This window comes from Serratia sp. Res13-Sevr-LER1-36-b (assembly GCF_015673035.1).
Taxonomy (GTDB): Bacteria; Pseudomonadota; Gammaproteobacteria; order Enterobacterales; family Enterobacteriaceae; genus Chania; species Chania fonticola_C.
In genome coordinates, this window is record NZ_JADACK010000033.1 from 1 (window position 1) to 12,518 (window position 12,518).

Here is a 12,518-nt window from a genome sequence, read left to right on the forward strand (position 1 = left end):
GTTGGCGCTGGTGTTGTTGCCAAAGTTATCGCTTAATCGCGGATAATATTTGACGCGACATGCGATAAAAGGGCATCATTTGATGCCCTTTTTCTACGCTGTGAACTAGAACCTATCTCATCAGCGATTTTGCAGTCATAATCATTGGTGAGATGGGCTCTTAAACGGTATTGACTGAAATACGTCATGGCGTAAAACACCGAGATGCTGCCAAGCGGCATCTGTTCGGTTTGGTTTGCCTCGCATTGCGAGGCAAAGTTGTTTGTTCGAATCATTAGTGACAGGTTGGTTTATGAGTGCGAATACCGAGGCTCAAGGGAGCGGGCGCGGCCTTGAAGCGGCCAAGTGGTCAATCGTCGCCGTTCTGTTGGTTGTGGCTATCGTCGGTAACTATTACTACCGTGATTTCAGCCTGCCGCTGCGTGCGTTGGCCGTTGTCGTGGTTATTGCCGTTGCAGGTGCAGTGGCATTGATGACCACTAAAGGCAAAGCCACCGTTGCGTTTGCGCGCGAAGCGCGTACTGAAGTACGTAAAGTGATCTGGCCAACTCGTCAGGAAACGTTACACACCACGTTGATCGTTGCCGCGGTAACCGCCGTGATGTCACTGATTCTGTGGGGCCTGGATGGTATATTGGTCCGTCTGGTATCGTTTATTACTGGCCTGAGGTTCTAAAATGTCTGAAGCCCCAAAAAAACGCTGGTACGTCGTTCAGGCGTTTTCCGGTTTTGAAGGTCGCGTAGCACAATCGCTGCGTGAACATATCAAACTGCACGATATGGAAGAGCTGTTCGGCGAAGTCATGGTTCCCACCGAAGAAGTGGTGGAGATCCGTGGTGGTCTACGTCGTAAGAGTGAGCGTAAATTCTTCCCTGGCTATGTACTGGTTCAGATGGTGATGAATGACGCCAGCTGGCACCTGGTGCGCAGTGTTCCTCGTGTTATGGGCTTCATCGGTGGAACTTCCGATCGTCCTGCACCGATCAGCGATAAAGAAGTGGACGCTATTATGAACCGCCTGCAGCAGGCTGGTGATAAGCCACGTCCGAAAACGATGTTCGAGCCGGGTGAACTGGTGCGCGTCAACGATGGTCCATTTGCTGACTTTAACGGTGTCGTTGAAGAAGTGGACTACGAGAAGAGCCGCCTGAAAGTGTCTGTCTCCATCTTTGGCCGTGCAACGCCGGTGGAACTGGACTTTAGCCAGGTAGAAAAAGGCTGATCAAATAATCAGCAAGGCGAGCGAATTTGTGGCTTGTCAGAGGCGCGAAATTGAACTACAATTTCGCGCCTTTTGTTTTTAGATGTCTTGCTCTTGCAGCGAGACGAAACACGGGGAGCCTCTCAGGAGGCGATATTACCCAAACGAGGAAATTTCAATGGCCAAGAAAGTACAAGCCTACGTTAAGCTGCAAGTTGCAGCCGGTATGGCTAACCCAAGTCCACCAGTTGGTCCAGCTCTGGGTCAGCAAGGTGTTAACATCATGGAATTCTGTAAGGCATTTAACGCTAAGACTGACAGCGTTGAGAAAGGCCTGCCGATCCCGGTTGTTATTACAGTTTATTCTGATCGCTCCTTCACTTTCGTAACCAAGACCCCGCCGGCAGCAGTTCTGCTGAAGAAAGCGGCTGGTGTTAAATCTGGTTCCGGCAAGCCAAACAAAGATAAAGTTGGCAAAGTGACTAGTGCACAGGTTCGTGAAATCGCAGAAACCAAAGCTGCGGACATGACTGGTTCTGACGTTGAAGCGATGATTCGCTCCATCGAAGGTACTGCTCGTTCCATGGGCCTGGTAGTGGAGGATTAAGAAATGGCTAAGCTGACCAAGCGCATGCGCGTGATCCGTGACAAAGTTGATGCTACTAAACAGTATGACATCCTCGAAGCTGTTGCTCTGCTGAAAGAGCTGGCCACCGCTAAATTCGTAGAAAGCGTTGACGTTGCCGTTAACCTCGGCATCGACGCTCGTAAATCAGACCAAAACGTTCGTGGTGCTACCGTTCTGCCACACGGCACCGGTCGCAGCGTTCGCGTTGCCGTATTTGCCCAGGGCCCTAACGCTGAAGCTGCTAAAGCTGCAGGCGCAGAGCTGGTAGGTATGGAAGATCTGGCTGACCTGATCAAGAAAGGCGAGATGAACTTCGACGTGGTTATTGCTTCCCCGGATGCAATGCGCGTTGTAGGTCAACTGGGCCAGGTTCTGGGTCCACGTGGTCTGATGCCTAACCCGAAAGTGGGTACCGTTACTCCTAACGTTGCTGAAGCTGTTAAGAACGCTAAAGCAGGTCAGGTTCGTTATCGTAACGACAAAAACGGTATCATCCATACCACTATCGGTAAGGTTGATTTCGACACAGACAAGCTGAAGGAAAACCTGGAGTCTCTGCTGGTTGCGCTGAAAAAAGCCAAACCATCTCAGGCAAAAGGCGTGTACATCAAGAAAGTTAGCCTCTCCACCACCATGGGTGCTGGCGTTGCTATCGATCAAAGCGGCTTGACTGCTGTAGCGAACTAATCGCACTGCGATTATCGCTTTGACTTGGGGGTGGGATTCATCTAGAATCTTATCCCCCAAGGTTCCGCTATAGGTGGAACAACAGATTTTTCGGTTGGAGCCTGGCCTATCCAGGCCTCCGTCCAAGACCGCAGGTGTGCCGCAAGGCACTTAATCCTTCCTGCGTAGACGGTGACAGAGCCTAAAGAAATTTTTTCTTTTTTAAAAAGAATGGTCTTTGCTGGATTCTGCTCACCGTGTTAAGCCGCTCAACGGCGCGTGTTCGCACTCGCTGTTGAGTGAAGTGAGTTCCGGGGATTTTCCCCGGCTAAATCCAGGAGCAAAAAGCTAATGGCATTAAATCTTCAAGACAAACAAGCGATTGTTGCTGAAGTCAACGAAGTAGCCAAAGGCGCGCTGTCTGCGGTAGTTGCGGATTCTCGTGGCGTTACCGTTGATAAAATGACTGAACTGCGTAAAGCAGGTCGTGAAGCTGGCGTTTACATGCGTGTTGTTCGTAACACCTTGATGCGTCGCGTAGTTGAAGGCACTCCGTTCGAATGCCTGAAAGACACGTTTGTCGGTCCTACCTTGATTGCATTCTCTACTGAACACCCGGGCGCTGCTGCTCGTCTGTTCAAAGAGTTCGCGAAAGCGAATGCAAAATTTGAGGTTAAAGCTGCGGCCTTTGAAGGTGAGCTGATCCCTGCGGCACAAATCGACCGCTTGGCAACGCTGCCTACTTACGATGAAGCAATCGCACGCCTGATGGCAACCATGAAAGAAGCCGCTGCCGGCAAATTGGTTCGCACTCTGGCTGCAGTACGCGATCAGAAAGAAGCGGCATAAGCCTCTCTCTTTCTTAGCCTTTGCTTACGTATTTAAACTATTTCTGAATTTTAGGAACTTTTGTTATGTCTATCACTAAAGACCAAATTATCGAAGGCGTTGCAGCCCTGTCTGTAATGGAAATCGTTGAACTGATCGCCGCTATGGAAGAGAAGTTCGGTGTTTCTGCTGCTGCTGTAGCTGCAGGTCCTGCTGCTGCTGTTGAAGCTGCTGAAGAAAAAACTGAATTCGACGTTGTACTGAAAGGTATCGGCGCGAACAAAGTTGCAGTAATCAAAGCAGTACGTGGCGCAACTGGCCTGGGTCTGAAAGAAGCTAAAGACCTGGTTGAGTCTGCACCAGCAGCACTGAAAGAAGGCATCAGCAAAGACGACGCTGAAGCACTGAAAAAAGCTCTGGAAGAAGCTGGCGCTGAAGTTGAAGTTAAATAAGCCACTGCTTTTGGAGTGCAGTCTGTTTTAACTAACAGACTGATGGCTGGTGACTTTTTGGTCACCAGCCTTTTTGCGCTGTAGGGCGTCAGTAGAGTTTCACACTGTTTGACTACTGGCTAACCCCAATATTTCTTTCTATCGACGACTTAATATACTGCCCTCTGCGCCGCAGCCGAATCTGCCGCCACGGCAATGAAATGATTTAAGCGTGATAGAAACGAGTATTGCGGAAAGTGTTCTCGCTTTCCGGTCAACAAAACGGTGTTGCATGAACCGTCCCCTATCCGGACGGACAATAGGTTCGACTTTCCAGCGAGCTGAGGAACCCTATGGTTTACTCCTATACCGAGAAGAAACGTATTCGTAAGGATTTTGGTAAGCGTCCACAAGTTTTGGACATACCTTATCTCCTTTCTATCCAGCTTGACTCGTTCCAGAAATTTATCGAGCAAGATCCAGAAGGGCAATACGGCTTAGAAGCCGCATTCCGTTCTGTTTTCCCGATCCAGAGCTACAGTGGCAATTCGGAGCTGCAATACGTTAGCTACCGTCTTGGTGAGCCGGTGTTTGACGTTAAAGAGTGCCAGATCCGTGGTGTGACGTACTCTGCACCGCTGCGCGTAAAACTGCGCCTGGTCATCTACGAACGTGAAGCACCAGAAGGTACGGTCAAAGACATCAAGGAACAAGAAGTCTATATGGGCGAAATTCCGCTCATGACCGAAAACGGTACCTTTGTAATTAACGGTACTGAGAGGGTTATCGTATCCCAGCTGCATCGTAGTCCTGGTGTGTTCTTCGACAGCGATAAGGGCAAAACCCACTCCTCGGGCAAAGTGCTGTATAACGCACGTATCATCCCTTACCGTGGCTCATGGCTGGATTTCGAGTTTGACCCGAAAGACAACCTGTTCGTGCGTATCGACCGTCGCCGCAAACTGCCTGCGACCATTATTCTGCGCGCGCTGAGCTACACCACTGAGCAGATCCTTGACCTGTTCTTTGAGAAAATTGTTTTCGAGATCCGTGATAACAAGCTGCAGATGGAGCTGGTTCCAGAGCGTCTGCGTGGTGAAACTGCGTCCTTCGATATCGAAGCCAACGGTAAGATCTACGTTGAGAAAGCACGCCGTATCACCGCTCGTCATATCCGTCAGCTCGAAAAAGACGAAATTCGCAGTATTGAAGTACCGGTTGAGTACATCGCGGGCAAAGTGGTCGCGAAAGACTATATCGATACCAATACCGGCGAGCTGATCTGTGCAGCCAACATGGAGCTGTCACTGGATCTGTTGGCCAAGCTGAGCCAGTCAGGCCACAAGCGTATCGAAACGCTGTTCACCAACGATCTGGACCACGGTGCGTACATTTCTGAAACCGTACGTGTCGACCCAACCAGCGATCGTCTGAGCGCTCTGGTAGAAATCTACCGCATGATGCGCCCTGGTGAGCCACCAACGCGTGAAGCGGCGGAAAGCCTGTTCGAGAACCTGTTCTTCTCTGAAGACCGCTACGATCTGTCTGCGGTTGGCCGGATGAAGTTCAACCGTTCTCTGCTGCGTGACGAGATCGAAGGTTCGGGCATCCTGAGCAAAGACGACATCATCGAAGTGATGAAGAAGCTCATCGATATCCGTAACGGTAAAGGCGAAGTGGACGATATCGACCACTTGGGCAACCGTCGTATCCGTTCCGTTGGCGAAATGGCCGAGAACCAATTCCGTGTCGGTCTGGTGCGTGTTGAGCGTGCGGTGAAAGAACGTCTGTCCCTGGGCGATCTGGATACCCTGATGCCTCAGGACATGATCAACGCCAAGCCAATTTCGGCGGCGGTGAAAGAGTTCTTCGGTTCAAGCCAGCTGTCCCAGTTTATGGACCAGAACAACCCGTTGTCTGAGATCACGCACAAACGTCGTATCTCTGCATTGGGCCCAGGCGGTCTGACCCGTGAACGTGCCGGCTTTGAAGTTCGAGACGTACACCCGACTCACTACGGTCGCGTGTGTCCAATCGAAACGCCGGAAGGTCCAAACATCGGTCTGATCAACTCCTTGTCCGTGTACGCACAGACCAACGAGTATGGCTTCCTGGAAACCCCGTACCGCCGCGTGCGTGACGGCGTGGTGACCGATGAAATCAACTATCTGTCTGCTATTGAAGAAGGCAACTTCGTTATCGCTCAGGCGAACTCCAACCTGGACGAAGAAGGCCGCTTCGAAGAAGACCTGGTTACCTGTCGTAGCAAAGGCGAATCAAGCCTGTTTAGCCGCGACCAGGTTGACTATATGGACGTATCAACCCAGCAGGTTGTTTCTGTTGGTGCTTCACTGATCCCATTCCTGGAACACGATGACGCCAACCGTGCATTGATGGGTGCGAACATGCAACGTCAAGCGGTGCCAACCCTGCGTGCTGACAAGCCGCTGGTAGGTACCGGTATGGAACGTGCCGTAGCGGTTGACTCCGGTGTTACTGCCGTAGCCAAACGTGGTGGTGTGATCCAGTACGTGGATGCTTCCCGTATCGTTATCAAAGTTAACGAAGACGAGATGTACCCAGGCGAAGCTGGTATCGATATTTATAACCTGACCAAGTACACCCGTTCTAACCAGAACACCTGTATCAACCAGATGCCTTGTGTGAATCTGGGTGAGCCAATCGAGCGCGGCGACGTGCTGGCAGATGGCCCGTCTACAGACCTGGGTGAACTGGCGTTGGGTCAGAACATGCGCGTCGCGTTCATGCCTTGGAACGGCTACAACTTCGAAGACTCCATCTTGGTCTCCGAGCGTGTAGTACAGGAAGATCGCTTCACCACCATCCATATTCAGGAACTGGCTTGCGTGTCTCGCGACACCAAACTGGGGCCGGAAGAGATCACCGCCGACATCCCTAACGTGGGTGAAGCAGCGCTCTCCAAACTGGATGAATCCGGTATCGTGTATATCGGTGCAGAAGTGACCGGTGGCGACATTCTGGTTGGTAAGGTAACGCCGAAAGGTGAAACCCAGCTGACGCCAGAAGAGAAGCTGCTGCGTGCGATCTTCGGTGAGAAAGCGTCTGACGTTAAAGACTCTTCTCTGCGTGTACCAAACGGCGTTTCCGGTACGGTTATCGACGTGCAGGTCTTTACCCGCGATGGCGTGGACAAAGACAAGCGTGCGTTGGAAATCGAAGAGATGCAGCTGAAGCAGGCGAAGAAAGACCTGACTGAAGAACTGCAGATCCTGGAAGCTGGCCTGTTCGCTCGTATCCATGCGGTACTGGTTTCTGGTGGTATCGAAGCCGAGAAGCTGAGCAAACTGCCACGCGATCGCTGGTTGGAACTGGGCCTGACCGACGAAGACAAGCAAAACCAGCTGGAACAGCTGGCAGAGCAGTACGACGAGCTGAAATCCGACTTCGAGAAGAAGCTGGATGCCAAGCGTCGTAAGATCACCCAAGGCGACGATCTGGCACCAGGCGTGCTGAAAATCGTCAAGGTGTATCTGGCCGTTAAGCGTCAGATCCAACCGGGTGACAAGATGGCAGGCCGCCACGGTAACAAGGGTGTTATCTCCAAGATCAACCCGATCGAAGATATGCCTTACGATGAAAACGGTACGCCGGTTGACATCGTTCTGAACCCGTTGGGCGTTCCATCGCGTATGAACATCGGTCAGATCCTGGAAACTCACCTGGGTATGGCGGCGAAAGGCATTGGTGAGAAGATCAACCAAATGCTCAAGCAGCACCAGGAAGTGGCCAAGCTGCGTGAATTCATCCAGAAGGCTTACGATCTGGGTGACGGCGTTTGCCAGAAAGTTGACCTGAACACCTTCACCGACGACGAAGTCTTGCGTCTGGCAGAGAACCTGAAAAAAGGTATGCCGATCGCAACCCCAGTCTTCGATGGTGCGAAAGAGTCAGAAATCAAGCAACTGCTGGAAATGGGCGGTATCCCGACTTCAGGTCAGATTACGCTGTTTGATGGCCGTACCGGCGAGCAGTTCGAGCGCCAGGTAACTGTCGGCTATATGTACATGCTGAAACTGAACCACTTGGTTGACGATAAGATGCACGCGCGTTCTACCGGTTCTTACAGCTTGGTTACTCAGCAGCCGCTGGGTGGTAAGGCGCAATTCGGTGGTCAGCGCTTCGGTGAGATGGAAGTGTGGGCGCTGGAAGCATACGGCGCAGCTTACACCTTGCAGGAAATGCTTACCGTTAAGTCGGATGACGTCAACGGCCGTACCAAGATGTACAAAAACATCGTGGATGGCGATCACCGTATGGAACCTGGCATGCCGGAGTCCTTCAACGTACTGTTGAAAGAAATCCGCTCGCTGGGTATCAACATCGAACTGGAAGGCGACTAATCGCTATTCCAGCTCTGGCTCCCGACCTTAGGGAGCCAGAGGGTGGTTGTTCAGGTCACACGGGCGCGCGATTTGTCAGCGTGCGCCCAACAGGTTTAACTCCGACAGGAGCCAATCCGTGAAAGACTTATTAAAGTTTCTGAAAGCGCAAACTAAGACCGAAGAGTTTGATGCGATCAAGATTGCTCTGGCATCGCCAGACATGATCCGTTCATGGTCGTTCGGTGAAGTTAAAAAGCCGGAAACCATTAACTACCGTACGTTCAAACCTGAGCGTGACGGCCTTTTCTGCGCCCGTATCTTTGGGCCGGTAAAAGATTACGAGTGCCTGTGCGGTAAGTACAAGCGCTTGAAACACCGCGGCGTGATCTGTGAGAAGTGCGGCGTTGAAGTGACCCAGACCAAAGTACGCCGTGAGCGTATGGGCCACATCGAACTGGCTTCTCCGACTGCGCACATCTGGTTCCTGAAATCGCTGCCTTCGCGCATCGGTTTGCTGCTGGATATGCCGCTGCGTGACATCGAACGTGTACTGTACTTCGAATCCTACGTGGTAGTCGAAGGCGGTATGACCAACCTCGAGCGTCGTCAGATCCTGACTGAAGAGCAGTATCTGGATGCGCTGGAAGAGTTTGGTGACGAATTCGACGCCAAGATGGGTGCGGAAGCTATTCAGGCCCTGTTGAAAAACATGGATCTGGAAGCCGAGTGTGAGCAGCTGCGTGAAGAGCTGAACGAAACCAACTCCGAAACCAAGCGTAAGAAGCTGACCAAGCGTATCAAGCTGCTGGAAGCGTTCGTGCAATCTGGTAACAAGCCAGAGTGGATGATCCTGACCGTGCTGCCGGTACTGCCGCCAGATCTGCGTCCATTGGTTCCACTGGATGGTGGCCGTTTCGCGACTTCAGATCTGAACGATCTGTACCGCCGCGTGATCAACCGTAACAACCGTCTGAAACGCCTGCTGGATCTGGCTGCGCCGGACATCATCGTGCGCAACGAAAAGCGTATGCTGCAAGAAGCGGTAGATGCCCTGCTGGATAACGGCCGTCGCGGTCGTGCGATCACCGGTTCCAACAAGCGTCCTCTGAAATCTTTGGCCGATATGATCAAAGGTAAGCAGGGTCGTTTCCGTCAGAACCTGTTGGGTAAACGTGTTGACTACTCTGGTCGTTCTGTAATCACCGTAGGTCCATACCTGCGTCTGCATCAGTGCGGTCTGCCGAAGAAAATGGCACTGGAGCTGTTCAAACCGTTCATCTACGGCAAGCTGGAACTGCGTGGCCTGGCCACAACGATCAAAGCCGCCAAGAAAATGGTTGAGCGCGAAGAAGCTGTCGTTTGGGATATCCTGGACGAAGTGATCCGCGAACACCCGGTACTGCTGAACCGTGCACCAACCCTGCACCGTTTGGGGATCCAGGCGTTTGAACCGGTTCTGATCGAAGGTAAAGCGATCCAGCTGCACCCGCTGGTTTGTGCGGCATACAACGCCGACTTCGATGGTGACCAGATGGCTGTTCACGTACCGTTGACGCTGGAAGCCCAGCTGGAAGCGCGTGCGTTGATGATGTCTACCAACAACATCCTGTCACCAGCGAACGGCGAGCCAATCATCGTTCCTTCTCAGGACGTTGTATTGGGTCTGTACTATATGACTCGTGACTGTGTTAACGCCAAAGGCGAAGGCATGGTTCTGACGGGTCCTAAAGAAGCTGAACGCGTTTACCGCGCCGGTCTGGCCTCTCTGCATGCACGCGTAAAAGTGCGTATTACAGAAGAGATCAAGAATACCGAAGGTGAATCTATTCACCAGACTTCGATTATCGATACCACCATCGGTCGCGCCATCCTGTGGATGATCGTACCGCAAGGTCTGCCTTACTCGATCGTTAACCAGCCTTTGGGCAAGAAAGCGATCTCCAAGATGCTGAACACCTGTTACCGCATCCTGGGCCTGAAGCCGACCGTAATCTTCGCTGACCAGATCATGTACACCGGTTTTGCTTACGCTGCCCGTTCAGGCGCGTCTGTAGGTATCGATGACATGGTTATCCCAGCCAAGAAAGCAGAGATCATCGAAGAAGCGGAAACCGAAGTTGCCGAGATCCAGGAGCAGTTCCAATCTGGTCTGGTTACCGCGGGCGAACGCTACAACAAAGTGATCGATATCTGGGCTGCGGCGAACGAACGTGTTGCTAAAGCGATGATGGAAAACCTGTCGGTTGAAGACGTGGTTAACCGTGACGGCGTGGTGGAACAACAAGTTTCCTTCAACAGCATCTTTATGATGGCCGACTCCGGTGCTCGTGGTTCTGCCGCTCAGATCCGTCAGTTGGCGGGGATGCGTGGCCTGATGGCCAAGCCAGATGGCTCCATCATCGAAACGCCAATCACTGCGAACTTCCGTGAAGGTCTGAACGTACTCCAGTACTTCATCTCCACGCACGGTGCTCGTAAAGGCTTGGCGGATACCGCACTGAAAACGGCAAACTCCGGTTATCTGACCCGTCGTCTGGTTGACGTGGCGCAGGACCTGGTAGTGACCGAAGACGACTGTGGTACTCACAACGGCATCATGATGACTCCGGTTATCGAAGGTGGTGACGTGAAAGAGCCACTGCGTGAACGCGTTCTGGGTCGTGTGACCGCTGAAGATGTCATCAAGCCGGGTACGGCTGACATCCTGGTGCCACGCAACACCCTGCTGAACGAGAAGACCTGTGACCTGTTGGAAGAGAACTCTGTCGACAGCGTTAAAGTCCGTTCCGTAGTTAGCTGTGAAACCGACTTTGGTGTGTGCGCCAACTGCTATGGTCGCGACCTGGCACGTGGTCACATCATCAACAAAGGTGAAGCCATCGGCGTTATCGCGGCCCAGTCCATCGGTGAGCCGGGTACACAGCTGACGATGCGTACGTTCCACATCGGTGGTGCGGCATCTCGTGCGGCAGCAGAATCCAGCATCCAGGTGAAGAACAAAGGTAACCTGAAGCTGAGCAACGTGAAGTTCGTTATGAACGCCTCAGGCAAGCTGGTAATTACCTCGCGTAATACCGAACTGAAGCTGATCGACGAATTCGGCCGTACCAAAGAAAGCTACAAAGTGCCTTACGGTGCTGTAATGGGCAAAGGTGATGGTGCAGAAGTTAACGGCGGCGAAACCGTTGCTAACTGGGATCCACACACCATGCCGGTTGTGACCGAGGTGAGCGGTTTCATTCGCTTCGCCGATATGGTTGACGGCCAGACCATTACCCGCCAGACCGACGAACTGACCGGTTTGTCCTCTCTGGTGGTACTGGACAGCGCAGAACGTACCGGTAGCGGTAAAGACCTGCGTCCGGCACTGAAAATCGTTGATGCCAAAGGCGACGACGTATTGATCCCAGGTACTGATATGCCTGCTCAATACTTCCTGCCGGGTAAAGCGATTGTGCAGCTGGAAGACGGCATTCAGATCGGTGCGGGTGATACCCTGGCGCGTATTCCTCAGGAATCCGGCGGTACCAAGGATATTACCGGTGGTCTGCCACGCGTTGCGGATCTGTTCGAAGCACGTCGTCCGAAAGAGCCGGCAATCCTGGCTGAAATCAGCGGGATTATCTCGTTCGGTAAAGAGACCAAAGGCAAACGTCGCCTGGTAATCTCTCCACTGGACGGCAGCGACGCTTACGAAGAGATGATCCCTAAATGGCGTCAGCTCAACGTGTTCGAAGGTGAGATTGTGGAACGTGGTGACGTTGTTTCTGACGGCCCAGAATCTCCACATGACATTCTGCGTCTGCGTGGTGTGCATGCGGTTACTCGCTACATCACCAACGAAGTGCAGGAAGTTTACCGTCTGCAAGGCGTTAAGATTAACGATAAACACATCGAAGTTATCGTTCGTCAGATGCTGCGTAAAGGGACCATCGTTAGCGCTGGTAGCACCGAGTTCCTGGAAGGCGAACAGGCTGAAGTATCACGCGTTAAGATTGCTAACCGTAAACTTGCTGCTGAAGGCAAGATCGAAGCAACCTTCTCACGCGATCTGCTGGGTATCACCAAGGCTTCCTTGGCGACCGAGTCCTTCATCTCTGCTGCATCGTTCCAGGAAACGACGCGCGTTCTCACCGAAGCGGCTGTTGCCGGTAAGCGTGATGAACTGCGCGGCCTGAAAGAGAACGTGATCGTGGGCCGTCTGATCCCAGCCGGTACCGGTTACGCTTATCACCAGGATCGTATGCGCCGTAAGGCTCTGGGTGAAACTCCGGTTGTTCCGCTGGTTAGCGCGGAAGAAGCGACAGCCAACCTGGCCGAATTGCTCAACGCTGGCAACCTGGGTGGCAGTGACGAATAAGTCACCTGATCCCTGACTGTACGTTTTGCAGTGAATGAC

8 protein-coding genes are annotated in these 12,518 nt (G+C 52.5%); all 8 read left to right on the plus strand.

Features of this window, described 5'->3' with window-relative positions; genetic code table 11:
• Positions 1-292: 292 nt before the first annotated feature.
• The 8 genes from secE (at position 293) to rpoC (ending at position 12,479) form a co-directional block, all read left to right on the plus strand.
• Complete coding sequence (gene secE / locus IMQ33_RS20360) at positions 293-676, plus strand: preprotein translocase subunit SecE (RefSeq protein ID WP_021182153.1); 384 nt, start codon at positions 293-295, stop codon at positions 674-676.
• A gap of 1 nt (position 677) precedes the next feature.
• Positions 678-1,223 carry a transcription termination/antitermination protein NusG gene (gene nusG / locus IMQ33_RS20365; protein WP_021182154.1) on the plus strand — a complete coding sequence of 182 codons (546 nt, stop codon included), beginning with the start codon at positions 678-680 and terminating at the stop codon, positions 1,221-1,223.
• A 157-nt stretch (positions 1,224-1,380) separates the two neighbouring features.
• Positions 1,381-1,809: a 50S ribosomal protein L11 gene (rplK, locus tag IMQ33_RS20370; RefSeq protein WP_024531017.1), complete on the plus strand. Its 429-nt coding sequence runs from the start codon at positions 1,381-1,383 to the stop codon at positions 1,807-1,809.
• A 3-nt stretch (positions 1,810-1,812) separates the two neighbouring features.
• Complete coding sequence (gene rplA / locus IMQ33_RS20375) at positions 1,813-2,517, plus strand: 50S ribosomal protein L1 (protein WP_024531018.1); 705 nt, start codon at positions 1,813-1,815, stop codon at positions 2,515-2,517.
• Positions 2,518-2,847: 330 nt separating this feature from the next.
• Positions 2,848-3,345, plus strand: a complete 498-nt coding sequence (rplJ, locus tag IMQ33_RS20380; RefSeq protein ID WP_024485329.1) for a 50S ribosomal protein L10 — start codon at positions 2,848-2,850, stop codon at positions 3,343-3,345.
• 65 nt (positions 3,346-3,410) lie between these two features.
• Positions 3,411-3,776: a 50S ribosomal protein L7/L12 gene (gene rplL, locus IMQ33_RS20385; protein WP_021182158.1), complete on the plus strand. Its 366-nt coding sequence runs from the start codon at positions 3,411-3,413 to the stop codon at positions 3,774-3,776.
• A gap of 332 nt (positions 3,777-4,108) precedes the next feature.
• Positions 4,109-8,137 (plus strand): DNA-directed RNA polymerase subunit beta, encoded by a 4,029-nt coding sequence (rpoB, locus tag IMQ33_RS20390; protein ID WP_021182159.1) that lies wholly within the window; start codon positions 4,109-4,111, stop codon positions 8,135-8,137.
• Positions 8,138-8,255: 118 nt separating this feature from the next.
• Positions 8,256-12,479, plus strand: coding sequence for a DNA-directed RNA polymerase subunit beta' (gene rpoC, locus IMQ33_RS20395; RefSeq protein WP_024531019.1), 4,224 nt, complete (start codon positions 8,256-8,258; stop codon positions 12,477-12,479).
• Positions 12,480-12,518: the final 39 nt, after the last annotated feature.

What these genes read in the sequence shown, in the direction of transcription:
- secE (WP_021182153.1), top strand. Translation starts at nt 293, where the DNA reads ATGAGTGCGAATACCGAGGCTCAAGGGAGCGGGCGCGGCCTTGAAGCG.
- nusG (WP_021182154.1), top strand. Translation starts at nt 678, where the DNA reads ATGTCTGAAGCCCCAAAAAAACGCTGGTACGTCGTTCAGGCGTTTTCC.
- rplK (WP_024531017.1), top strand. Translation starts at nt 1,381, where the DNA reads ATGGCCAAGAAAGTACAAGCCTACGTTAAGCTGCAAGTTGCAGCCGGT.
- rplA (WP_024531018.1), top strand. Translation starts at nt 1,813, where the DNA reads ATGGCTAAGCTGACCAAGCGCATGCGCGTGATCCGTGACAAAGTTGAT.
- rplJ (WP_024485329.1), top strand. Translation starts at nt 2,848, where the DNA reads ATGGCATTAAATCTTCAAGACAAACAAGCGATTGTTGCTGAAGTCAAC.
- rplL (WP_021182158.1), top strand. Translation starts at nt 3,411, where the DNA reads ATGTCTATCACTAAAGACCAAATTATCGAAGGCGTTGCAGCCCTGTCT.
- rpoB (WP_021182159.1), top strand. Translation starts at nt 4,109, where the DNA reads ATGGTTTACTCCTATACCGAGAAGAAACGTATTCGTAAGGATTTTGGT.